The sequence below is a fragment of the Brucella cytisi genome (genome assembly GCF_038433355.1).
Taxonomy (GTDB): domain Bacteria; phylum Pseudomonadota; class Alphaproteobacteria; order Rhizobiales; family Rhizobiaceae; genus Brucella; species Brucella cytisi.
Genome location: NZ_JBCAUP010000001.1, coordinates 174455 through 198857 on the forward strand (window position 1 = coordinate 174455; position 24403 = coordinate 198857).

Sequence of the window (24403 nt, forward strand, 5' to 3'; positions counted from 1 at the left end):
TCAATCTCGACCGCACTCTACAAAAAGCACTGCGAATTAAACCCAATTAATAACCCGCCATTTTGCGGAGAGATTTTTTAAGAAAGTCGGGATATTAGGTGCCTGTTGAGTTCGCGCACAGCCCTTTCCAAGCAAAGGGAAAGCCGCAGAATCTCCAATCCGCGAGGCCGATCCGGCACCGGTCTAAAACCGGTAGCGGGCGGAGCTTTGCGGCCATCGCAAGGAGCAGGAACATGGACTATTCGACCTCTGAAATCGACACGACATGGGGATCGAAAACTGGATTGGGCGCAACCCAGACCGAATGGGTCGAGCTGGTCAGCGGCCTGCCCGAAGAACATGCTCTCTTTCTCCGTGATCTGATTGGCCGTCACCGCGAGCAGTTTGTCGGTGTTTTCTATAATCGCCTTATGAACAATCGTGATGCAGCGACATTCCTGTCCCAGAAAATGGTGCAGGAACGTTTGCACAATTCACTGAGCGACTGGCTGTTGAAAATGTTCCAGAGAACAGCCGACGATGTTGAGGCATTCATTCGTGAACAGCGCAAGGTTGGCGAGGTTCACGCCCGCATCGATGTGCCGATCCACGTCGTCATGCAAGGCGCGCGCCTGCTGAAAAACGAAATCGTCCGTCAACTGAAACTGGAAGTTGCCTCAAGAGAGGTTCTGGCGCGCCTGATCGTGCATGTCAGCAATGCCATCGACATCGCTATCGAAATCATGAGCCAAGCCTTCGTCAAGGACGCGCGCGAAAGTGCCCAGACCGACGAAGCCTACCGGGCTTTCACGCTAAGTCACGATTTTCCGCTTGAACGCGAATCGCAACGTGCCGCGCTTATGGAATGGAGCCAGTCGCTTCTCTTCAACCTCTACGGCAATGCCGATAGTCCGCTTCACTCGCTCGCAAGCTCGGATTTCGGATTGTGGTTGCAACACAAGGCTGATCTGATGTTCTCCAACTCCGGCACGTTGGAAAACATCCGCCGGAATGTAGAACATATCGACAATGTTCTCCTGCCTGCCATCAACAGCGCACGCAAGGACAACCCCGCCTGCCTTGCGGCTTCGTTGGCACTGTTTCAAACCAAGATCGGTGAAGTGAAATTCTTGCTGTCCGAACTGTTTCAGGCGGCCGCCGCGATGGAAACAGGTCGTGACCCACTGACACGTGCTCTAAACCGGCGTTTCATGCCTTCAATCCTCACTCGTGAAGTGCGCATGGCCTCGCAAAAGGCCATGGATCTGAGCGTTTTGATGATCGATATCGATCACTTCAAGAACATTAACGACACATACGGACACAGCAGTGGCGATGCCGTCCTTCAGCAGGTGGCCGAAGCGATCCTGTCGCTTTGCCGCCCGAGCGACTTCGCGTTCCGCTATGGTGGCGAAGAGTTTCTCGTCGCTCTCGTAGAAGCCGACGAGAACAAAGCTTTTACAATCGCCGAAGAGCTTCGCAAACAGATAGCACAACAACCGTTGAACCTTCCCGATGGCGCACGCCAGTCTGTAACGCTGTCTATCGGGGTTGCAGCATTTAACGGTCATCCCGATTATAGCCATCTCGTCAATGCCGCTGACCGCGCGCTTTATCGGGCCAAGCAGGCAGGACGCAATCGCTGTGAAAAGGAAGTGCCGCTCGCGATTCATTGATCGGGGAGGCATTTTGCCATCTGGCGGTTGCACTGCAAAACCGCCATATGCTGCCATCATGACGAATAATTCCGCCTTTCCCATTTTCGAGACAGATTCACAAAAGCCGCGTGAACGCGATGCGCTGGAGGCACATTTCCAGCCTGTCGCCGCTGATGCGGCTCCGGTCGATTGGGTCGTTGCCGTAGGGCTGACGGATTATGAAGAAGCACTCGCTTTCATGGAAGCACGTGTTCAGGCCATCCGGGACGGCACTGCCAATGAACTCGTGTGGCTGGTCGAGCATCCCTCGCTTTACACGGCGGGGACGAGCGCCAATGCAGACGATCTCCTGACCCCGAACAGTCTCCCTGTCTTCAACACGGGACGCGGCGGAGAATATACCTATCACGGACCTGGCCAGCGCGTTGCCTATGTGATGCTCGACCTGAAACGCCGCCGCGAGGACGTGCGCGCCTTCGTGACAGCTCTTGAGCAGTGGATCATCGAGAGCCTTGCCGAGTTCAACGTCAAAGGCGAGCGTCGTGAGGATCGTGTCGGCGTATGGGTTACACGGCCTGAAAAGCCGCGCCTTGCCAATGGCGGCATGTGTGAAGACAAGATTGCTGCTATCGGCATCCGCCTCCGTCGCTGGGTGAGCTTTCACGGCATAGCCATCAATGTCGAACCCGATCTCAGCCATTATTCCGGCATCGTTCCTTGCGGAATCTCGGAACATGGCGTTACCAGCCTTGTAGACCTTGGATTGCCGGTAACAATGGGCGACATGGACGTCGCTTTGGGAAGAGCGTTTGAGACGGTCTTCGGAGCCCGTCAGCTGAAATAGAGCATTTCCAGCAAAAGTGCGAAGCGGTTTTGCGTTGGATAATGCATAAAATAAAGAGATAGAGCGCTCCCACGATTCCGTTTTAACTGGAACCGTTCTAGCTCTGCCTCAGGCCACGGCGTCGACTTTCACACGGCGCTCGCGCATGAAAACATAGAAGCCAGATCCGACGATGATCGCGATGCCGCACCATTTCGACGGTGTCGGGAAATCGCCGAACACGATCAGGCCGACCAGAACCGCATTGACGATTTCCAGATATTGGAACGGTGCCAGCATGGATGCCGGTGCCAGCTTGAACGCCTGCACGACCATCAAATGGCTGACGGTTCCGATCGTCCCCAAAAGCAGCAAAAGCAGCCAAGGCTGAATGCCTTGCGGCAGACCGAAACTCAGATCACCAAGCCCAGCCGCAGTTCCGAAAATCATGGCAACGCCAGCGAGCATCCACCCGCCCACACCCGCATAAAACTGCATGACGAGCGGGCTTTCCTTCACACCATATTTTCGGTTCAGGATCAGGTAGATGGCAAAGGTTACGGCTGTCGCCAACGGCAGAAGCGAGACAGCACCGAATATCTCGAAACTCGGCTGGATCACGATCATCGTGCCGATGAGACCGATGCCGACCGCGCTGAACCTTCTCCAACCCACTTTTTCTTTCAGGAAAATTGCCGAAAAGAGCGTCAGAATAAGCGGCTCGGCGAAGAACACGGCCATAGCATCAGCCAGCGGCATATATTTGACCGCCGTGAAGAAGCAGAGCCCACCAAACCCCATCAACACGCCGCGAATGAGGTTGCCTGCCAGATATCGTGTTCGCAGCGCGGCGAAACCACCAACGATGAGCAGGATAAAGAACATCAGCCAGCATTGAATGAAAAAACGCATGAAGGTGACAGTGGCAGGAGGCATATTATCCACCATGGCGAGCCATTTGCCTATGGCATCCATCAGCGGCAGCAAAAGCACCGAGAGCACCATGATCGCCATGCCCTTTACGTGCGCTTCCATGCCGCTTGTCGCGCTGTTTTGCATTTCAAACTCTCGGTATTCTGAATATTCCCCGCTATCGCTCTATGCCAACTACTGCAGCGTTTCCATCCAATTTGATCGGAAATGTCCTGCTTGTTTGACTTTCGCCTTCTTTCTGGTGCAAATCAGTTCGGTTGTGAACAAAACCCTTTGAAAAAGTCGTGCGAAAACGGAACGTAAGGCGAACTTTAGTCGCCTTTCGTGAGCGCGCATGGCATCATTCAGTTGATTCGCGAACAGTATTTTCCGGTCGATGGCGAGCAGGCTCGGCAAAGACCTCCTGAAATTCAGATAGAGAGCTTTTCGGAACAGATGGACGATAGCAACGATCTCTTCTCGAGAGTGGTCAACAATGCCCGGGCCCGAGAACAAGAACAGGGGCGCCAGGGGGAAAAACCCAGCGAAAAACCTGTGGCGCAGCCAGTGGCAGCGCCCTCGCTCTCTGTTCCAAAGCCGGTAACGGCCAAGGCGCCGCCTGCTTCATCGGCAGGCGACGACTATAACGCATCATCCATCCGCGTTCTGGAAGGTCTGGAGCCGGTTCGCCTGCGTCCCGGGATGTATATTGGCGGCACAGACGAGAAGGCGCTGCATCATCTCTTTGCTGAAGTCATCGACAACTCGATGGACGAAGCTGTCGCGGGACATGCCAATTTCATCGAAGTGAGCTTCGATGCCGATGGGTTTGTAACGGTTTCGGACAACGGACGCGGCATTCCTGTGGATGAACATCCCCAGGTTCCCGGGAAGTCCACGCTCGAAGTCATCATGACCAAACTGCACGCGGGCGGCAAGTTCGACGGCAAGGCCTATGAGACGTCAGGCGGTCTGCACGGCGTCGGTGTTTCTGTGGTGAATGCCCTTTCCGACGTGCTGGAAGTGGAAGTCGCGCGCAATCGCCGTCTTTATCGCCAGCGTTTCTCGCGGGGTATTCCGCAAGGCGGGCTGGAAGAACTCGGCGAAGTGCATAATCGTCGCGGCACCCGTGTCCGTTTCCATCCAGACCCTGATATTTTCGGCAAGACAGCGCAGTTCGATCCGCATCGTCTTTATCGCATGGCGCGGTCGAAAGCTTATCTGTTTGGCGGGGTTGAAATCCGCTGGAACTGCGATCCTTCCCTGCTCGACCCAAAGAAGGAAACACCTGAAAAGGCCGTATTCCACTTCCCTGGTGGCCTGAAGGACTATCTTGAGGCATCGCTTGGTAAGGAACATCAGGTCACGCGTGAGATTTTCGCGGGCAAGACCGAGAAACAAGGTGGCCACGGTGCTGTCGAATGGGCCGTTTCGTGGTTTGGTGGGGATGGTTTCGTTCACTCCTATTGTAACACTATCCCGACCGGCGATGGTGGCACCCATGAAGCAGGTTTGCGTATTGCCTTGACGCGAGGGCTGAAAGCCTATGCGGAACTGACCAACAACAAGCGCGCTTCGATCATAACCACCGATGACGTGATGGTGTCGGCTGCAGGGATGCTGTCGGTTTTCATTCGCGAGCCGGAATTTGTCGGCCAGACCAAGGACAAGCTTGCCACGGTCGAGGCACAGCGCATCGTAGAGAATGCGATCCGTGATCCATTCGATCATTGGCTCACAGCCTCTCCGCAGGAAGCATCTCGCCTGCTGGAATGGGTGATCGACCGCGCCGACGAGCGCTTGCGTCGCCGTCAAGAAAAAGAAACCGTTCGCAAGAGCGCAACGCGCAAACTACGCCTGCCCGGCAAACTTGCCGATTGCACGCAAAATGCCGCAGCCGGTGCAGAACTGTTCATTGTCGAGGGTGACTCGGCAGGTGGTTCAGCCAAGCAGGCGCGCAATCGTGCCAATCAGGCCATCCTGCCATTGCGCGGCAAAATTTTGAATGTTGCCAGCGCCGGGCGCGAAAAACTAACGGCAAACCAGCAGATAAGTGATCTTGTGCAGGCACTCGGCAGTGGTACGCGCAAGAATTATCGGGAAGACGACTTGCGCTATGATCGCGTCATCGTCATGACCGACGCTGACGTCGATGGTGCACATATCGCATCGCTGCTCATCACCTTCTTTTATCAGGAAATGCCGGACCTGATCCGCAATGGTCATCTCTATCTGGCTGTGCCTCCGCTTTTCCGCCTAAGCCAGGGTGGAAAGGTCGCTTATGCGCGTGATGAAGCACATAAGGATGAACTTCTACGCACCATGTTTACCGGGCGTGGTAAAGTGGAAATCGGTCGCTTCAAAGGCCTTGGCGAAATGCGCGCCGAACAGCTCAAGGAAACCACCATGGACCCAAAGAAGCGCACGCTTCTGCGTGTTCAGGTGGACGAAGATTATGTCGAAGAAACCCGCAACACCGTCGATGAACTGATGGGCACCAAGCCAGAGGCCCGTTTCCGTTTCATTCAGGACCGTGCGGCTTTTGTGGAAGAGTTGGATATCTAGAGCGCATCCCGAAAAGTGGGAACTGGTTTTCGGAACGAGATGCGCGTAAAAAAATAGAGCATTTCAGCGGACCACGAAACGTGCCCGAGAATGCAGACAGGATGAACGGCAATGCGCAAGTACGGTGCCGTTCATTTTCTTTTTCAATAAACTATTTAAGCCGTTGAGAAATAGAAGCTTCAGGCTTTCACATCAATGCCTAGCTTGGCTTCAATCTCCTCAATCGACTCTTTGACGAAGAACGTCTGATCCGTACTCAGCGTAACAATACGTGCGCCGGTTCCATAAGCGTTATAAGAGAGAACGTGATTAAAATTCACGGCGAGCTTTTCGCCGTTCACTTCCGTCAACATGATCCACATCGCTTGCCCTCCTCTTGAGGTTATCCACTCCAAGGAAGAATAGGCGCGATAGACTATTCGGCAACGGTTGCGGTAAGCTGGCCTTCAAAGATCAGCGCGCATCCTGACTTTCTCGACGGTTCTTTCGAAACTTTCCGACCACTCATCTCCTTGCCAGTCGATCCGGAAACCAGCCTTTTTGTAAAGATTGATCGCGGGAAGATTATCCGCATGGGTGCCGATCAGTGCTTCGTCAAAACCATCAAGCAGAATTTGCGCCATCAGGGCATCAAGAATCTGTCTGCCAATCCCCTGCCCGTGATGCGGTGGATCGACCCATAAATCGGAAATGTAATTGCTTTGGGGCACCCTAGCACCCCAGCCTGCTAGTATTCCTGCCTTTTCGGCAGCCAGAACACCGTCCGCAATTTCTTGGAGATCGCGCTGGAACCTGGCTTCCAGCACTTCCTGCCGCTCAGTGGTCAGTTCAATATCGCGCGCTGCTATCCGCCAGGCCCTGACCGCTAATGCAGCCATAGAAACAAATTCGCCGGAGAAACCCCGGCGAAGAAGTTCGGTTTTTACCACCACTTTGCCGGAGTAAACCGTCCGGCAGCCTGCTCAATGGCATGCGCTGCCTGGAACAAAGTCTCTTCCTCGAACGGACGCCCAATCAGCTGAAGGCCAAGCGGCAAGCCTTTATCATTAATACCGGCCGGCACGGCAATGCCCGGCAGACCGGCCATGTTGACTGTTACCGTGAAGATGTCATTGAGATACATCTTGACCGGATCATTGGCGAGATCCTCATCGGCAAGACCAAAGGCAGCCGATGGCGTCGCTGGCGTCAGGATCGCATTTACGCCCTTGGCGAATACATTTTCAAAATCCTTCTTGATCAACGTACGCACCTTCTGCGCACGCAGATAATAGGCGTCGTAGTAGCCAGCCGACAGAACATAGGTCCCGATCATGATACGGCGCTTTACTTCCTTGCCGAAGCCAGCCGCGCGGGACTGTTCGTACATATCGGCGATGTCCTTGCCGGGCACACGCAGACCGTAACGCACGCCGTCATAACGGGCGAGGTTCGAAGAGGCTTCCGCCGGTGCCACGATGTAATAAGCGGGCAGCGCATATTTCGTGTGTGGCAGCGAAATATCGATGATCTCAGCACCGGCATCCTTCAGATACTGGATACCCTTTTGCCAAAGCTCCTCAATCTCGTCCGGCATGCCGTCAACGCGGTATTCCTTCGGAATGCCGATCTTCATGCCCTTGAGCGACTTGCCAATAGCAGCCTCGTAATCCGGAATAGGCAGATCGACCGACGTCGTATCCTTGAGATCAAGCGAAGCCATGGATTTCAACAGAATAGCGGCATCGCGCACGTCGCGAGCGATCGGACCAGCCTGATCGAGCGACGAAGCGAAGGCAACCGTGCCCCAGCGTGAAACGCGGCCATAGGTCGGCTTGATGCCAACTGTGCCGGTGAAGGCTGCGGGCTGGCGGATCGAGCCGCCTGTATCGGTTGCGGTGGCGCCAGCGCAAAGCTGTGCGGCGACAGCGGCAGCCGAACCGCCCGACGAACCGCCCGGCACCAGATCGGCGTTGGAGCCATTAGCGCGCCACGGATTTTTGACCGAACCGTAATAGGAGGTTTCGTTGGACGAGCCCATCGCGAACTCATCCATGTTGAGTTTGCCGAGCATAACCGCACCATCAGCCCACAGATTGGCTGTGACGGTTGATTCATATTCCGGCTTGAAACCGTCGAGAATGTGAGAGCAGGCCTGCGTATGCACGCCCTTGGTGGCAAACAGATCCTTCACGCCGAGCGGAATGCCTTCCAGTGCGCCCGCTTCCCCCTTGGCAATACGCTCATCCGATGCTTTGGCCATCGAACGCGCCTGATCGTGAGTCACTTTCACGTAAGCGTTGATGGTTTCATTCGCGGAATCGATAGCGGAAAGATAGGCGTCGGTGAGTTCGGTCGCGGTGATGGCTTTGGCCTTCAGCTTGTCGCGCGCCTCAGCAATGGTCAGTGCGGTCAGTTCGCTCATCGTCAAATCCTGTCAGTGCGCCTCAACGAGACGCTTTTCAAAAAAGGCGCTGTATTCGGAATCCGGATAGTCCAGAACTACACCACAGCGCGTAAAACCCGAATTCTCATAAAGCCGCCATGCACCAGCAAAACCGGGCCCTGTGCCCGTTTCGAGTACTAGGCGGGAAATGTCCTTGGCCCTTGCCTGATCGACAATCGCATCCACCAGAACCGAACCAACGCGCTTTCCGCGCACTTCCGGAAGGGTGAACATACGCTTCACCTCACCGACGCCATCTTCGTGCATCTTCAAGGCACCGCAGCCGACTGCCTTGCCGTCTTCATCGCGCGCCACAAAAACCGTCGTATCTGGCCCCGCCATCTGCTCAACTGTCATCTTGAACTGGAATTCCAGTGGTGACAGCGGCAGAAGATGCGCATTCAGGCCCTCGACCAGTGCGCGCACATCATCCTGCAAGGGGGTCTCGACTGAAACCCGTATGGCCATAACCTACTCCACGACCTTTGGTACGACGAAGAAATTGTCTTCCGTAACCGGTGCGTTGGCCACCACCGCAGCAGCAATACCGCCATCCGTTACCTTGTCCTGGCGCATGCGCATGTCCATCGGCGTAACAGAAGTCATAGGCTCGATACCATCGACATTGACTTCGTTCAGTTGCTCGACAAAGCCCAGAATAGCATTGAGTTCGCCAGTCATGCGTTCGGCATCGTCGTCATTGACGGCAATGCGCGCCAGATGCGCGACGCGCTTGACGGTAGAAATATCGACGGACATCCTGTTCTCCGCAAATGCTAGATTGGGCGGCGAACCGCCACCCTGAAAAGTTTTCCTACCGGCTATAACGGCGCGATTGTTGAAGCGCAACATTTCTTGCGCTTCAAATCCAAAGTCAGAACGAATGAACGGTGCCAGCTGGATCAGCAATAACCTTCGTTTCCCGATGATCTGCCATTCCGGCCAAGAACTTGTCCGCCGTCTGGTTGATGATCGGAAATGAGGCGTAATGGCATGGCAGCACGGTTTTGAAGTTGAAATAGCGCTGGCAGGCGAGAGCCGCGACCGCGCCACCCATCGTGAAGCGGTCACCAATGGGAACGATGCCGATTTCTGGCTGATGGAGCTCGTTGATAAGACCCATATCCGAGAAGATGTCCGTGTCGCCCATATGATAGAGCGTCGGTGCATCTTCGAAATGGAATACCAGACCATTAGGATTGCCCAGTGCCTGTGAGACACCATTTTCCGCCAGCATTGCCGAGGAGTGGAGCGCATTGACGAAGGTAATGGTGAACCCGTCATGCGCCACCGTGCCACCCGTATTGCCAGGATCGAGCTTTTCCACGCCCTGACTGCCAAGCCAGCTTGCAAGATCGGCATTGGCAATCACAATCGCGCCGTGTTCCTTGGCGATAGCTACCGTATCGCCCACATGGTCGCCATGTCCGTGGGTCAGCGCAATATGAGTTACGCCCTTAGTCACATCCTTGAAATCGATGCCCTTTGCACCGGGATTTCCGTTCAGAAACGGATCGATGAGAATAACAGCCTTTGCCGTTTCAACGCGGAAAGCGGCGTGGCCAAGCCATGTTAGTTTCATAAAGTCTCTCCTCAATCTCTGTTTCCGGCTCGATTTCCGGTTTGCGAACAGATATGACGCCGATAAAGTTGAAGGCAATATGAAACCACTTCAAAATCCGATGAGGACCAATGGCTGTCGTTGAAATCGAGGAAATTCCGGCGCTGCTTCAGTCCGGGCAGACCATTGCCGGACTGGATCTGGGAACCAAGACCATCGGCCTTGCGGTGTCTGATCTCGGTCTTTCCTTCGCGCATCCGCGCCCCGTTATCAAACGGGTGAAGTTTTCCATCGACGCACAGGTGCTTTTGAAGGCACTCGACACCGACAAGGTCGGCGTTATCGTCATCGGTTTGCCTATGAATATGGACGGAACATCCGGTCCCCGCGTTCAGGCCACACGGGCATTTGTGCGCACCATGCAGCCGTTGACCAACCTGCCCTTCGTTTTCTGGGATGAACGCCTATCGACCGTCGCTGCCGAACGGGCGCTGATTGGCATGGACGTCTCACGCGGCAAGAGGGCCGAACGTATCGATTCGGCTGCTGCATCCTTCATTCTCCAAGGTGCACTCGACCGCCTGCACAGTATCAGGCGGTCGGCATCCGACGATTACGACGCCGGATAAAGCTGATCCAGAATTCGTTCAGCATTGTGGCGTGCATCCAGCATGCCATAGGTCGAACGCCACTGGCCGCCAAGACGGGTCTCGATGAACGCATCAGCCACATCGTCGGCCCCAATCTGACGCAATTCTGCTGCTGCAGCAGCATAGGCCAGTTGCTCGGTTAGAAGGCGTGCGACACCCGGATCGGTTTCGGTCAGCTGCAATGCAGCACGCAGCACATCAAGTGTCCCCTGCCCACGCGGACCAAGCTGCCCACCGATCCACTCCAGCACTTCATCGAAAAGCCCCGGTGCGCGCGACAGCACACGTGCCACGTCCAGTGCCATGACATTGCCGGAACCCTCCCAGATCGCATTGACCGGCGCTTCGCGATAGGCGCGTGCGAGATTGCCTTCTTCGATGTAACCGTTGCCGCCGAGGCACTCCATTGCTTCATAGAGCAATGCAGGTGCGATCTTGCAAACCCAGTATTTCACCACCGGCGTCATGCAACGGGCAAAAGCCGCCTCGGCACGATCACTGGCAGCCATATCGAAAGCGCGTGCCAGCCGCATGGAAAGTGCAGTCGCACCGGCAACATCGAGCGCCATGTCGGCAAGAACGCGCTGCATCAATGGCTGCTCGACAAGAGCCTTGCCGAATACCTGACGATGACGGCTATGGTGCACGGATTCGGCAAGGCCCGAACGCATCAGTCCGGCCGATGCGACAGCACAATCGAGCCGTGTCAGCGTGACCATATCCATGATGGTTTTGACGCCTTCACCGGGATTACCGATCAGATGACCGATGGCACCATCGAATTCAACCTCCGACGAAGCGTTGGACTTATTGCCGAGCTTGTCTTTCAGGCGCTGGAAAAAGAACCCATTTCCGCTTCCCTCTGAAGTGAGGCGCGGGAGCAGAAAACAGGAAAGGCCTTCTTCTGCCTGCGCGAGCGCCAGAAAAGCATCCGACATTGGTGCGGACATGAACCACTTGTGGCCGGTTATGGCATAGGTGCCATCGTCATTGTGTGTCGCGCGGGTCGTATTGGCGCGCACATCGGTTCCGCCCTGCTTTTCAGTCATGCCCATGCCAAGCGTAATGCCCTGCTTGGCAAAAGCGGGTTTCTGCGAAAAATCGTATTTGCGCGACAGGATGACCGGCGACCATTCCTTATAGATTTCCGGCGATGCCATAAGTGCTGCGAGCGACGCGCTGGTCATGGTAAGCGGGCAGAGATGTCCCGCCTCGAGCTGTGCGGTCAGGAAAAAGCGCGATGCACGCGCCTGATGACGGCGGCCGCTTTCGAGCGGATTGCCTTCCCAGATCGAGCAATGCAGGCCTGCCGCGATGGAACGGCGCATCAGCGCATGATAGGCAGGATGATACTCGACAAGGTCGATACGGTTGCCCTGCCTGTCATGCGTGCGCAATTTTGGCAGTTCGGTATTGGCGAGACGCGCAAGGTCCTGCGCTTCAGCCGACGACACAAAACGGCCCGTCTGTTCCAGATCGGCATGCAGTTCCTTCGGGAATCCTGCCGCAATCTGCATCAAGAGCGGATCGCCCAGATAGGCATTGTTGCCCGTCATGGGTGGCGTCTGGTTGGTAACGTCGTGCGTTTTCAAAAGCTCATTCCGTATTGTGCGATTCAATTTAGTTTAGGTTTCTTGCATTGCATTTGCTAAAATTTTGCCATCCCGAACACAATTTGTCGTCAGAACAGCACAGGTTTTTCTTGGTGAATCGCCTGAAGCCATTATAAGGACGGTTGCGGGACCTGCCTCATGGTCCTATACGGGTGACTTGCCATGACAAATCAAACGGTCCCTCCGCTTTTCCCTCACCGCCACCTGCTGGGCATCAAGGGGCTTTCGCCCCTGGACATTCTCTGCCTTCTTGATCTCGCCGATCAGGAAATCGCTGTCTCCAGACAGCCAGAGAAGAAAAAGTCCGTGCTTCGCGGTCGCACGCAAATCAATCTCTTCTTCGAAGCATCGACACGAACGCAATCGTCGTTCGAGCTGGCCGGAAAACGGCTCGGTGCCGACGTCATGAATATGTCTGTCGGCAACTCGTCGGTCAAGAAAGGCGAAACGCTCATCGATACAGCGATGACGCTGAACGCCATGCAGCCGGATATATTGGTTATCCGTCACGCTTCGGCGGGCGCGGCTGCCCTGCTCGCGCAGAAAGTCGGCTGTTCGGTGGTCAACGCCGGTGACGGCGCGCACGAACACCCCACCCAAGCACTTCTCGATGCGCTAACCATTCGTCGCGCCAAGGGCGGAATCGAAAACCTGATTGTCGCCATTTGCGGCGATGTGCTGCATTCCCGCGTCGCACGCTCCAACATTCTCCTCCTCAACGCGCTTGGCGCACGGGTACGCGTCGTCGCGCCGTCCACGCTTCTGCCTTCCGGCATGGCCGATATGAGCGTCGAAGTCTTCAATTCTATGGAAGAAGGCTTGAAAGATGCCGACGTCGTCATGATGCTGCGCCTTCAGCGTGAGCGTATGGCCGGTTCCTTCGTGCCTTCGGTGCGCGAATATTTCCGCTTCTACGGCCTCGATAAAGAAAAGCTCAAAGTCGCCAAACCTGACGCACTCGTCATGCATCCCGGTCCGATGAATCGTGGCGTCGAGATCGCATCCGATGTTGCCGACGGGCCGCAGAGCGTGATCCAGCAACAGGTAGAAATGGGCGTCGCCGTGCGTATGGCCGTGATGGAAGCCCTGCTCGATCCGCGCCGTAATCCCAGCAACGGAGAAGCAGCATGAGCGCGATCCTGTTTGAAAACGCGCGCATCGTCGATCCGTCGCGCGGTCTCGATGAAACCGGCAGCGTTCTGATCCGCGATGGCAAGATTGTTGCCGCCGGAGCGGATGCCCGCAATCAGGGTGCACCGGAAGGTGCGGAAATCATCGACCTGAACGGCAAAGCAGTATTGCCTGGCCTCGTGGATGCGCGCGTCTTCGTCGGTGAGCCCGGCGCCGAACATCGCGAAACCATTGCGTCGGCAAGCCGCGCGGCAGCTGCTGGTGGTGTGACTTCCATCATCATGATGCCCGACACCGATCCTGTGATCGACGACGTGGCTCTGGTGGAATTCGTCAAACGCACGGCGCGTGACACGGCTGTTGTCAATGTGCACCCGGCTGCGGCGATCACCAAAGGTCTGCGCGGCGAGGAAATGACCGAAATCGGCCTGCTGCGCGATGCCGGTGCCGTTGCCTTCACGGAAGGCAGGCAGACAATCGCCAATACTCAGCTCATGCGGCGCGCTCTGACCTACGCCCGCGATTTCAATGCCGTGATTGCCTGCGAAACGCGCGATCCGTTCCTTGGTGCGAATGGCGTGATGAACGAGGGTCTGTTTGCAAGCTGGCTCGGTCTTTCCGGGAGTCCGCGTGAAGCGGAGGTGATTCCGCTGGAACGCGATCTGCGTCTAGCAGCGCTAACCAACAGCAACTATCATGCCGCACAGCTTTCCTGCGCAATGTCGGCGGAAGCCGTGCGCCGCGCCAAGGATCTCAGCGCGAAAGTAACGGCAGGCGTATCGATCAACCATTTGTCGCTCAATGAAAACGACATTGGTGAATTCCGCACGTTTTTCCGCCTTTCGCCACCTTTGCGCGGCGAGCAGGATCGCCTTGCTATGGTCGAAGCTGTGAAGAACGGCACCATCGATATTGTCGTTTCGGCTCATGATCCTCAGGATGTCGATACCAAACGTCTACCCTTTGCTGATGCCGAAGCCGGTGCCATCGGCCTTGAAACATTGCTGGGGGCCGCACTTCGTCTCTATCACAATGACAGCATTCCGCTGCTGCGGCTGATTGAAGTGCTATCAACAGCTCCAGCGCGTATTTTCGGCCTTGATGCTGGTACGCTAAAGCCAGGCGCCAAGGCAGATTTCGCCATTGTCGATCTGGATGAGCCTTGGATCGTACGTGAAGAAGATCTGCACTCGCTATCCAAGAACAGCTGCTTTGAAAGTGCTCGCTTTCAAGGTCGCGTCGTCCACACCTTAGTGGCTGGCAAGACCGTTTACTCAGCTTGAAAAACGCCGCATAACCCGGAACAATCATTCGAAAATTCCGGGTAGGCGGAATCAAGAAACAAGGGGACATTCATGGCCGAACCGGGATTCCTTAGCTTGACGCTCATAGGGGCGCTCATCTTCGGCTATTTTCTTGGCTCCATTCCATTTGGTTTGATCCTGACCCGGCTTGCAGGATTGGGCGACGTCCGGTCCATCGGCTCGGGCAATATCGGCGCGACGAACGTGCTACGCACCGGTAACAAGAAGCTTGCCGCTGCGACGCTGATTTTTGACATGCTGAAAGGTACGGTCGCCGTTCTCGTCGCTTCACGCTACGGCCCGGACGCCGCTATTGGCGCAGGCTTCGGTGCCTTTATCGGGCATCTCTTTCCAGTATGGATCGGCTTCAAGGGTGGCAAAGGCGTCGCCACCTATCTGGGCGTCCTCATCGGGCTTGCATGGCCCGGAGCATTGGTCTTCGCTGCCGTCTGGATCGTGACAGCACTTTTGACGCGCTATTCCTCCCTTGCGGCACTTATCGCCAGCATCGTTGTTCCCATTGCGCTCTATTCGCGGGGGTATCCAGCAATCGCAGTGCTCTTTGCGATCATGACGGTCATCGTTATCTTCAAGCATAAGGCCAATATTACGCGCCTCTTAAACGGCACCGAGAGCAAGATCGGAACCAAGGGATGAAGGAAAGCGCGAATTCAAAAACTGGAATTCGCCTCTCCGATCGCCAGCGGCTTAACTGGCTACGCCTCATCCGAACCGACAATATCGGCCCTGTCACCGTTCGCGATCTGATTCTGTTTTGTGGCTCAGCTTCAAGCGCGATAGAAATGCTACCTGATCTCAATATCAGAGGAGGCAGTGCCCGTCCGATCCGCGTTGCGTCCATGGACGACGCTGAGCGCGAGCTTGAAGCTATTGAACGCTCCGGTGCCCGTCTTGTCGGCATGGGCGAGCCGGATTATCCACAGCAACTCAAGAATTGTGAGGCTCCCCCCTTTGGTTACGATCAAGGGGAATGCAGCCATTTCCAGCAAGCCACCCATCGCTATTGTCGGTTCACGTAATGCTTCGGTGATTGGCGCACGTTTTACCGAGCGTCTGGCACATTATCTTGGCGAGGCAGGATTTGCTGTGATTTCCGGGCTTGCCCGCGGCATTGATGCCGCTGCGCACCGCGCAAGCATGAAAACCGGTACCGTAGCAGTACTTGCAGGTGGACTTGACCGCCCCTATCCGCCGCAAAACCTTCCACTCTATCAAGCCATACCAGAACAAGGCGGCGCGCTCATAAGCGAAATGCCAATGGGCGCAGAGCCAGGCTCGCGTGATTTTCCGCGCCGCAATCGGATTATTGCAGGCTTGTCGCTGGGTTTGATTGTCGTCGAAGCAGCCAAGCGTTCCGGCTCGCTTATCAGCGCGCGTATGGCCGGGGACATGGGATGCACCGTGTTCGCTGTTCCTGGCTCTCCGCTTGATCCTCTTGCGCGCGGCACAAACCTGCTTCTGAAACAAGGTGCGACACTGGTTACCGAAGCAAACGATGTCATTGAAGCACTCCGGCCGCTGGCCGGTCCAAAAAGCCTATCAGGCGAATATACCAGCACAGCCCGATCTTTTATCTCCAGCGTTGGAAGAACCGGAGTCGCTCCAACCGTTCGCAACGGAAGAGCAAAGAGACATCGTTATCGATGCGCTCGGTCCTGTACCGACCGACATTGACACCCGCGTTCGTCACACAGGTATGGATACTGGAGCTGTTCAGCTCATTCTGCTGGAACTGGACTTGGCAGGGCGGCTCCATCGATATGCCGGCAATCAGGTGGCATTGGTTCCGATGGAGTGACGACTGTTACGACTCGGCCTCATTGTGAAGCGCTTCCCGAGCCTCAATGAGAGCTATTTCGATCATATAGGCCAGCAACACATAATTCGTACTTTTCGCCATCAAACTGAGCTGTTCAAGCATCTGCTCTATATATGCTACCGTCTCGGAGCGAGTCGCGGTTTCCATATCCTCACCGTCTTCCATCTCTGGAAAACTCGCCGTATCATCCATACCTATCTCCTCGAGAGATAAACTCGATTTCTTCACACCTTATGCTACTATTGGTTTTATTCAACTTAACAGCAATCTTAAGTTGTATTTCGTGATTTTTGTTGTCCTGCTCTTGACCAAACGCTGCCCGCTGTTCATGTGAAGGCAACGAATTTCACGCGGAGAGGAGGTATTTTATCTCCATGGGGCGCGAATCTGGGCTGCTTTAAATGAACGTCGTCGTTGTCGAATCGCCTGCCAAGGCTAAAACCATCAATAAATATCTGGGCTCGAACTATAAGGTTCTGGCCTCGTTCGGTCATGTGCGGGACTTGCCAGCCAAGGATGGCTCGGTTCGTCCCGACGAAGACTTTGCAATGTCGTGGGAGGTGGATAGCAATTCCGCCAAACGCCTTGCCGATATTGTCAAAGCGCTGAAAGACAGCGATGGCATCATTCTCGCAACCGATCCGGATCGCGAAGGTGAAGCCATTTCCTGGCATGTGCTTGAAGTGCTCAACCAGAAAAAGGCGCTCAAGGGCAAGACAGTCAAACGTGTGGCTTTCAATGCCATCACCAAGAAGGCTGTTCTGGATGCCATCGCCAATCCGCGCGACATCGATGAACCTCTGGTCGATGCATATCTTGCACGCCGTGCACTGGATTATCTTGTTGGCTTCACGCTTTCGCCCGTTCTGTGGCGCAAACTGCCGGGCGCGCGCTCGGCTGGCCGCGTTCAGTCTGTCGCGCTGCGTCTCGTTGCAGATCGTGAATCCGAGATCGAACGCTTCATCCGTGAGGAATACTGGAATATCGCGGCGTTGTTGAAAACGCCGCGCAATGACAGTTTCACCGCCCGTCTCACTGCCGTTGACGGCAAGAAGCTCGGCAAACTCGACATCAAGAATGGTGAACAGGCAACGGCCATTCGTACCATGCTGGAAGGCGCAAGCTTCAAAGCTCTTTCGGTCGAGGCAAAGCCAACCAAGCGCAATCCGGGGCCGCCATTCACCACGTCAACCTTGCAGCAGGCCGCATCCGGCCAGCTCGGATTTTCTGCCTCGCGCACCATGCAAGTGGCGCAGCGACTTTACGAAGGTGTCGATATTGGCGGCGAGACTGCCGGCCTGATCACCTATATGCGTACCGATGGCGTGCAGATAGCTCCAGAAGCCATCAATGCGGCCCGCGACGCCATCGGCAAAAGCTTCGGCGCAAAATATGTGCCGGAAAAGCCGCGCTATTATTCCAGCAAGGCAAAGAACGCACAGGAAGCGCACGAAGCCATCCGGCCAACAGATTTCTCGCGTCACCCGAAGGATGTGCGTCGCTATCTCGATGACGATCAGGCGCGGCTCTATGAGCTCATCTGGAAGCGCGCCATCGCCAGCCAGATGCAGGCTGCCGACATTGAGCGTACAACCGTCGACATTGAGGCGGTCAACAGCTCGCGCTCGGCCATGCTGCGCGCCAATGGGTCTGTCACGAAGTTCGATGGCTTCCTCGCAGCCTATATGGATCATCGCGAAGAAGAGGACGACGACGAGGATAGTGCAAAGCTGCCGGAAATTCGTTCCGGTGAAGCTCTGGCGCGCGAGAAGATCGATGCGACCCAGCATTCGACCGAACCGCCGCCGCGCTATTCGGAAGCTTCGCTCATCAAGAAGATGGAAGAACTCGGTATCGGTCGTCCTTCGACCTATGCCGCGACTCTGGCCACGCTGCGCGATCGCGAATACATCACCATCGACAAGCGCAAGCTCATTCCGGAACCCAAGGGTCGTCTCGTCACCGCCTTCCTCGAAAGTTTCTTCGAGCGCTATGTGGAATATGATTTCACAGCAGACCTTGAGGAAAAGCTCGATCTTATTTCGGACGGCAAGCTTTCCTGGAAAGACGTTTTGCGCGATTTCTGGCGCGACTTCTCGGGTAATGTCGATGACATCAAGGAATTGCGCGTCACCAATGTGCTTGACGCACTGAACGAAGAGCTGGCACCACTGGTGTTCCCGGCACGAGAAGACGGTAGCGATCCGCGCTCGTGCCCGACCTGCGGCACAGGAATGCTGTCGTTGAAGCTTGGAAAATACGGTGCATTCGTCGGCTGCTCCAACTATCCCGAATGCAAGTATACCCGCCAGCTCGGCGGAGACGCCAACGGCGAATCTGCTGCTGCGGACGAACCGAAATCGCTCGGCAAGGACCCATTCACCGGTGAGGAAATCACTGCACGGACCGGTCGTTTCGGCCCCTATGTCCAACGTGGCGAGGGCAAGGAAGCAAAGCGCGCCAGCCTTCCGAAAGGCTGGGCCGTCGACACGCTCGACCATGAAAAAGCCGTTGCGCTTCTGTCCCTGCCGCGCGACATCGGGCAGCATCCAGAAACCGGCAAGATGATCTCCGCTGGCATCGGTCGCTACGGGCCTTATGTTAACCATGACGGCACGTTCGCCAATCTGGAGAATGCCGAAGAGGTCTTCTCCGTCGGCCTCAATCGCGCCGTGTCGGTTCTGGCCGACAAACAGTCGAAGGGTGGCGGTCGTGGCCGCTCCACGCCGGCTGCATTGGCGACGCTTGGCGACCATCCAGACGGTGGCTCGATTACCGTTCGCGACGGTCGCTATGGGCCTTATGTCAACTGGGGCAAAGTCAACGCCACTTTGCCGAAGGGCAAGGACCCGGCAAGTGTCACGCTGGAAGAAGCGTTGGCTCTGATTACGGAAAAGGCCGGGTCTTCCAAAAGTAAGAAAGCCCCTGCCCGCAAGGCTTCAGCCAGCACTGAAAAGAAAGCTGCTGCAAAAAAGCCCGCGGCCAAGAAGGCACCAGCAAAAGCCAAGTCGACAGCCAAGCCGAAAGCCAGATCCAAGGCCGAGACGGTAGAGGAGTAGCAATTGGCACGCCGTTTTTCCAAATCCGATACCGGTCGATCCGCACGGACCGAACGGCGTGCAGGCAAAGCAAAATCTGCCGATGGGAAGAGCGATCCCAATGCGTTTCTGCCAACCCGCGAAGAGGTTCTCAAATATATTGAAGAGAATCCTGACCGGGCAGGCAAGCGTGAACTGGCAAAAGCATTCAACATCAAGGGCGATGCGCGGGTTTATCTGAAAGATCTTCTACGCGAACTTTCCGACGAGGGTCTGGTTGAAAAACGCGCCCGCAAACTGTCTCGCCCCGGCGCACTGCCTGCTGTCACCGTGCTGGATATTACCGGGCGCGACGAAGATGGCGGTTTGCTCGCACGTCCGTCGGAATGGGACGAGGCGGGTTACGGCAAACCACCTATTGTCCTGATCCGCCGCACCCGGCTTAACAAAGCCTCCGAAGGCGGCCCGGCAGTCGGCGTCGGCGACCGCGTTCTGGCGAAAATATTCCGCAGTGAAGATCGCGACGGACCGGATTATACAGCCCGCGTCATGAAGCGTCTCGAGCACCGCACGAACGCTGTGCTGGGTATTGTTCGCAAACTCGGCAACGGTGAATGGCGGCTGGACCCTGTAAACCGAAAACAGCCTGAGGTGCAGCTCGATCCGGCACAGCTAGAAAACGCTGAAGCTGGCGATCTTGTTGAAGTGGACCTGATTTCCTCGCGTCGTCAGGGATTGCCGCGCGGCAAAGTTCGACAGGTGGTTGGGTCTATCGACAGCGAAAAAGCCCTGTCGATGATTGCCATCCATGAGCATGAAATTCCGCATGTTTTCCCGGCTGAAGTGCTGAGCGAAGCAGAAGCCGCCCAGCCTGCGACGATGGACGGCCGGGAAGACTGGCGCGACATTCCGCTTCTCACCATTGATCCGGCTGACGCCAAGGATCATGACGACGCCGTTTACGCCGAGCCGGATAAAGACCCGGAAAATCCGGGTGGCCAGATTGTCATCGTAGCGATTGCTGACGTCGCCGCCTATATCCGTCCAGATTCCACGCTTGATCGTGAAGCACAGAAGCGCGGTAACTCGGTCTATTTCCCGGACAGGGTCGTACCGATGCTTCCCGAACGGATTTCAAACAACCTCTGTTCGCTTCGTGAGCTTGAAGATCGCCCCGCTCTTGCCGTCCGTATGATTTTTGCTTCTGACGGGCGCAAGAAGTCGCACAAATTCCATCGCATCATGATGAAATCAGCGGCTAAGCTTGCCTATTCGCAAGCCCAGGCTGCCATTGACGGCGCGCCGGATGATAAGACCGCGCCCATTCTCGATGGCATACTAAAACCGCTGTGGGACGCCTATGCTGTGCTGAAGCGTGGGCGCGATGCCCGCGAACCGCTGGAACTCGATTTACCAGAAAAGAAAATCCTGCTCACGCCCGATGGCAAGGTAGACAAGGTTATCGTTCCTGAACGGCTCGATGCACACAAGCTTATCGAAGAGTTCATGATTCAGGCGAATGTCGCTGCTGCAGAAACATTGGAAGCACACCGTCAGCCGTTGATTTTCCGCATTCACGATGCTCCGGCTCTTGCCAAACAGGAAACCCTACGTGAATTCCTGCGTACACTTGATCTGAGTCTTGCCAAAGGCGCGGAGCTGCAACCCGCGCAGTTCAACCGGATTCTTGAGGCCGTTGAAGGCTCGGATCATCAAGAACTGGTCAATCAAGTCGTACTGCGCACGCAAAGCCAAGCGGAATATAACCCTGATAATATCGGGCATTTCGGCCTGCATCTGCGCCGTTATGCGCATTTCACCTCGCCGATCCGCCGCTATGCCGACCTCATCGTTCACCGCGCTTTGATCAAGGCCCTGAAACTGGGAAGTGACGGACTAACGACAGAAGAAGAAACACAGCTCGAAGAAATCTCCGCGCTGATTTCCTCGACCGAGCGTCGCGCCATGCTGGCTGAGCGTGAAACCGTAGACCGCCTCATCGCGCATTTTCTCGCCGCACATCTCGGCGACGAATATGAAGGGCGCGTTACAGGCGTTACACGGGCAGGCCTTTTCGTGAACCTTGCGACATATGGCGCGGATGGGCTGGTACCCATTTCAACTTTAGGTCATGAATACTATTTATATGACGAAGCGAACCATGCGATTGCCGGTGAACGGAGCGGTAAAGGCTTCCGGCTTGGTGATACAGTGACGGTTCGGCTTGTAGAGGCGCTCCCCGTTGCGGGCGCGCTTCGCTTTGAGATGGTTTCGGAACCGCATCCCCTGCCGATGGCGACCCGCTCGCATCATAAGGCAAGCCGGACGATGCGTGGGCGAAGGGGTAAACCCGCGGGTATTCCGCGTCAGAAGAGAAGAGGTCGCTGATGAGCACGCTAGAGGCCAATTCCGCGCAAAATGTTCAGGTTTTCGGTGGCGAAAGCCCCAAGGCCGTTCACCCAAAACGCCCTTTGGGTGAAGCTATGTGGCGCGGCTTTCGCGGACGTTGCCCGCATTGTGGTGAAGGAAAGCTTTTCCGGTCGTTTGTGAAGCCAGTGGCGCAGTGTTCCGTGTGTGGCGAAGACTACACGGAACAACGTGCCGACGACCTTCCTGCATACCTCACCATCCTGATCGTGGGACACGTGGTTGTAGGCGCTTTCATGGGTGTGGAAGCAACCACCAATCTGCCACTCTGGGCTCATATGGCGATCTGGGGACCGCTGACTGTGATCATGTCGCTGCTGCTGCTTCAACCTATGAAGGGCGCGACCATCGGCCTGCAATGGGCCCTCTACATGCATGGTTTCGGAGGTAAGGGCGAAGGTGAATATGGCGACGTGACCTGAAGGTCACCATGACTGCCATGGTTCACCCCCCATCCTCAACTAAAGCCGTGAAAGCTTTGCGACCGCGTGACGCCGCATCCCTTTTGCTTGTCGACCGGTCGGGCAGCAAGCCGCGAATTCTCATGGGCAGACGCCACGCCAGCCTCGCCTTTATGCCCGGAAAGTTTGTTTTTCCGGGTGGTCGTGCCGATCCTGTAGACGGCGCTATCGCTGCCGCGGCTGAACTGAATAGCAATGATGTTGCCAAGCTGCTCGCAGGCATGGGGGCTCGTGCATCGCTGCGTCGCGCCCGTGCACTCGGCCTATGTGCCATTCGCGAAACCTTTGAAGAGACTGGCCTTCGCATCGGGCAAGCGATCTCAGCACCGGTTGCTTTGCCCACACATCACGACTGGTCAGCCTTCCTCGATAAAGGCATGATGCCGGCTTTGGACAGCCTGCGCTATTTTGCTCGCGCGGTAACGCCCCCGGACTATGTTCGCCGTTTCGACACCCGTTTTTTTATCGCATTTCGCGATCAAATACCGGAACTCGATCAGCAGCCACTCGTTCCCAGTGGGGAACTGGAAGACCTCGACTGGGTTTCCATTGACCAAATCGATACACTCGACGTCGCTCATATTACTCAGGCGATCTTGAAAGAAGCGCGCGTGCTTCTGACGGATACCGAATTTGAACTGCCAGCCACCTTGCCGGTGGTACAATATTGGAAGCGGCATGGCCGCTTCATTCGCGAAGTGATCTGAACCCAATGAATAAAGAAATCCAACCCGCCGATCTTGTCCCGCAAGAACCTGGCGGCGGGCCGGCAGAGGGCCAGATGCACTGGCGTTCGCTTGCAGCAGCCATTGCCACCATCAGTGCAGTTGGTGCAGCAATCGGGCTGGGCATTCCGCTGTTGAGCGTTCTTCTGGAAAGCCGCGGTCATTCAGCGAGCCTGATCGGTGCTAACACTGCCGTGGCAGGACTGGCATCCATCGTTGCGGCTCCCCTTGCCGCCCCCATCGCTGCACGACTGGGTGTGGTCAAGGCGATCTTCCTTATGCTCATCATCGGAAGCGGAGCCTTTCTCGGCTTCCACTTCTTTCAACCACTCTGGGCGTGGTTTGCGCTGCGCATCGTCCTGCATTTCGCGCTGACCGTGCTTTTCGTTTTGTCAGAGTACTGGATCAACGCCTCCGCACCACCTGAAAAGCGCGGGCTCGTGCTTGGAATCTATTCAACATCACTTTCGCTGGGCTTTGCGCTCGGACCGTGGCTGTTCTCGAAGATCGGGAGCACGGGCGGACTGCCTTTCTATGTCGGCTTCGTCATCATCCTGATCGCCCTCATACCGGTTGCATTCGCATGGCGCGACAGTCCCGATTTCGAAGAAGGCGAACACGTCCCGTTCCTGCCCTTCATCTTTGCCGTTCCGACTGCAACCATGGCTGTCTTTGTTTTCGGTGCTGTGGAAACCGGCGGCTTTGCCCTCTTTCCAGTCTTCGGAGCGCGTATCGGTTATCCGGAAGCAGACGCAGCACTTCTGCTTACGATGATCGGCCTCGGCAATGTGTTGATGCAGATTCCATTAGGCCTTGTCAGCGATCGCATTTCGGATCGCCGCAAACTTCTGCTCTTCTGCGCCACGACGGGCCTGATCGGTATGATCGCCCTGCCCTATCTCATGCAGCACTGGTATCTCATGGCAGCCATTCTGTTCCTATGGGGCGGTGTAGTGGCTGGCCTCTATACGATCGGCCTCGCGCATCTCGGCTCCGAGTTGACGGGACGTGAGCTGGCATCCGCCAATGCCGCTTTCGTGTTCTGTTATGCCATCGGCATGCTTGCAGGACCGCAAGCCGTTGGTGTCGGTATGGACATGCTGGGACCAAAAGGATTCCCCATGACTCTCGGTGTGTTTTTTGCCGCATATGCACTCTTTGCAGCAGGAAGGCTGCTTTTGAGGAAGAAGCGGGCTTGACTTTTCGCCGCCAATACGTAGTGTCGCGCCAAATTTCCGCTGCCGGATGAGATTACCGGAATCGCTGGAGGTTTCCATCCATTGAGCATGAT

Annotated in this window: 21 protein-coding genes and 1 pseudogene; 13 read left to right on the plus strand and 9 right to left on the minus strand. The window is 56.0% G+C overall.

Annotated elements, in window-relative coordinates; translation table 11 throughout:
* The first annotated feature begins 233 nt into the window (after positions 1 to 233).
* Together AAE521_RS00775 and lipB are read left to right on the plus strand one after the other, a co-directional pair.
* A complete protein-coding gene (locus tag AAE521_RS00775; protein WP_071634072.1) occupies positions 234 to 1655 on the plus strand; it encodes a GGDEF domain-containing protein in 1422 nt (473 codons plus the stop codon).
* A 58-nt stretch (positions 1656 to 1713) separates the two neighbouring features.
* Entirely contained in the window at positions 1714 to 2481 is a 768-nt protein-coding gene (gene lipB / locus AAE521_RS00780; RefSeq protein WP_206044351.1) for a lipoyl(octanoyl) transferase LipB, read from the plus strand.
* A gap of 108 nt (positions 2482 to 2589) precedes the next feature.
* On the opposite strand, the gene AAE521_RS00785 is transcribed toward lipB, so the two are convergent.
* On the minus strand, positions 2590 to 3519 hold the full coding sequence (locus AAE521_RS00785) for a DMT family transporter (RefSeq protein WP_342060258.1): 930 nt from the start codon (positions 3517 to 3519) through the stop codon (positions 2590 to 2592).
* Positions 3520 to 3828: 309 nt separating this feature from the next.
* Between AAE521_RS00785 and parE the strand changes: the two genes are divergently transcribed.
* The gene (gene parE / locus AAE521_RS00790; protein WP_071634089.1) at positions 3829 to 5937 is read left to right on the plus strand and encodes a DNA topoisomerase IV subunit B; all 2109 of its coding nucleotides are present in this window, start codon (positions 3829 to 3831) and stop codon (positions 5935 to 5937) included.
* Between the two features lie 179 nt (positions 5938 to 6116).
* Here the strand turns inward: parE and AAE521_RS00795 are convergent, their stop codons facing one another.
* The 6 genes from AAE521_RS00795 to AAE521_RS00820 all read right to left on the minus strand — a co-directional run bounded on the left by AAE521_RS00795 (position 6117) and on the right by AAE521_RS00820 (position 9944).
* A complete protein-coding gene (locus tag AAE521_RS00795; RefSeq protein WP_071634069.1) occupies positions 6117 to 6299 on the minus strand; it encodes a flagellar FlbD family protein in 183 nt (60 codons plus the stop codon).
* 84 nt (positions 6300 to 6383) lie between these two features.
* Positions 6384 to 6815, minus strand: coding sequence for a GNAT family N-acetyltransferase (locus AAE521_RS00800; RefSeq protein ID WP_206044350.1), 432 nt, complete (start codon positions 6813 to 6815; stop codon positions 6384 to 6386).
* Positions 6816 to 6859: 44 nt separating this feature from the next.
* Positions 6860 to 8341: an Asp-tRNA(Asn)/Glu-tRNA(Gln) amidotransferase subunit GatA gene (gatA, locus tag AAE521_RS00805; RefSeq protein ID WP_071634067.1), complete on the minus strand. Its 1482-nt coding sequence runs from the start codon at positions 8339 to 8341 to the stop codon at positions 6860 to 6862.
* Between the two features lie 12 nt (positions 8342 to 8353).
* The gene (locus AAE521_RS00810; RefSeq protein WP_071634066.1) at positions 8354 to 8830 is read right to left on the minus strand and encodes a GNAT family N-acetyltransferase; all 477 of its coding nucleotides are present in this window, start codon (positions 8828 to 8830) and stop codon (positions 8354 to 8356) included.
* Between the two features lie 3 nt (positions 8831 to 8833).
* On the minus strand, positions 8834 to 9121 hold the full coding sequence (gatC, locus tag AAE521_RS00815) for an Asp-tRNA(Asn)/Glu-tRNA(Gln) amidotransferase subunit GatC (protein WP_010658861.1): 288 nt from the start codon (positions 9119 to 9121) through the stop codon (positions 8834 to 8836).
* Positions 9122 to 9236: 115 nt separating this feature from the next.
* Positions 9237 to 9944 carry a metal-dependent hydrolase gene (locus tag AAE521_RS00820; RefSeq protein ID WP_342060259.1) on the minus strand — a complete coding sequence of 236 codons (708 nt, stop codon included), beginning with the start codon at positions 9942 to 9944 and terminating at the stop codon, positions 9237 to 9239.
* Positions 9945 to 10054: 110 nt separating this feature from the next.
* Here AAE521_RS00820 and ruvX point away from each other — a divergent pair, with 110 nt between their 5' ends.
* Positions 10055 to 10552, plus strand: a complete 498-nt coding sequence (gene ruvX / locus AAE521_RS00825; protein ID WP_342060260.1) for a Holliday junction resolvase RuvX — start codon at positions 10055 to 10057, stop codon at positions 10550 to 10552.
* On the opposite strand, the gene AAE521_RS00830 is transcribed toward ruvX, so the two are convergent.
* The gene (locus tag AAE521_RS00830) at positions 10537 to 12165 is read right to left on the minus strand and encodes an acyl-CoA dehydrogenase family protein (protein ID WP_071634063.1); all 1629 of its coding nucleotides are present in this window, start codon (positions 12163 to 12165) and stop codon (positions 10537 to 10539) included. The genes ruvX and AAE521_RS00830 overlap by 16 nt on opposite strands.
* 183 nt (positions 12166 to 12348) lie before the next feature.
* On the opposite strand from AAE521_RS00830, the gene AAE521_RS00835 reads away from it, so the two are divergent.
* From AAE521_RS00835 to dprA, 4 genes and pseudogenes are all read left to right on the plus strand, one after another.
* Positions 12349 to 13317, plus strand: a complete 969-nt coding sequence (locus tag AAE521_RS00835; RefSeq protein WP_012093049.1) for an aspartate carbamoyltransferase catalytic subunit — start codon at positions 12349 to 12351, stop codon at positions 13315 to 13317.
* The gene (locus AAE521_RS00840; RefSeq protein WP_071634062.1) at positions 13314 to 14600 is read left to right on the plus strand and encodes a dihydroorotase; all 1287 of its coding nucleotides are present in this window, start codon (positions 13314 to 13316) and stop codon (positions 14598 to 14600) included. The genes AAE521_RS00835 and AAE521_RS00840 overlap by 4 nt, the downstream gene beginning before the upstream one ends.
* A gap of 72 nt (positions 14601 to 14672) precedes the next feature.
* Positions 14673 to 15278, plus strand: a complete 606-nt coding sequence (gene plsY, locus AAE521_RS00845; RefSeq protein ID WP_071634061.1) for a glycerol-3-phosphate 1-O-acyltransferase PlsY — start codon at positions 14673 to 14675, stop codon at positions 15276 to 15278.
* A pseudogene (gene dprA / locus AAE521_RS00850) lies at positions 15275 to 16440 on the plus strand (DNA-processing protein DprA). The gene plsY and the pseudogene dprA overlap by 4 nt, the downstream one beginning before the upstream one ends.
* 6 nt (positions 16441 to 16446) lie before the next feature.
* On the opposite strand, the gene AAE521_RS00855 reads toward dprA, so the two are convergent.
* Positions 16447 to 16653: a hypothetical protein gene (locus AAE521_RS00855; protein WP_010658869.1), complete on the minus strand. Its 207-nt coding sequence runs from the start codon at positions 16651 to 16653 to the stop codon at positions 16447 to 16449.
* 209 nt (positions 16654 to 16862) lie between these two features.
* Between AAE521_RS00855 and topA the strand changes: the two genes are divergently transcribed.
* The 5 genes from topA (at position 16863) to AAE521_RS00880 (ending at position 24311) form a co-directional block, all read left to right on the plus strand.
* Positions 16863 to 19520, plus strand: coding sequence for a type I DNA topoisomerase (gene topA, locus AAE521_RS00860; protein ID WP_342060261.1), 2658 nt, complete (start codon positions 16863 to 16865; stop codon positions 19518 to 19520).
* 3 nt (positions 19521 to 19523) lie between these two features.
* A complete protein-coding gene (gene rnr, locus AAE521_RS00865) occupies positions 19524 to 21887 on the plus strand; it encodes a ribonuclease R (protein ID WP_071634058.1) in 2364 nt (787 codons plus the stop codon).
* Positions 21887 to 22348: a DUF983 domain-containing protein gene (locus AAE521_RS00870; protein ID WP_071634057.1), complete on the plus strand. Its 462-nt coding sequence runs from the start codon at positions 21887 to 21889 to the stop codon at positions 22346 to 22348. The genes rnr and AAE521_RS00870 overlap by 1 nt, the downstream gene beginning before the upstream one ends.
* An 8-nt stretch (positions 22349 to 22356) precedes the next feature.
* Positions 22357 to 23094, plus strand: coding sequence for an NUDIX hydrolase (locus AAE521_RS00875; protein WP_071634056.1), 738 nt, complete (start codon positions 22357 to 22359; stop codon positions 23092 to 23094).
* 74 nt (positions 23095 to 23168) lie between these two features.
* Entirely contained in the window at positions 23169 to 24311 is a 1143-nt protein-coding gene (locus tag AAE521_RS00880; protein WP_010658874.1) for an MFS transporter, read from the plus strand.
* Positions 24312 to 24403: the final 92 nt, after the last annotated feature.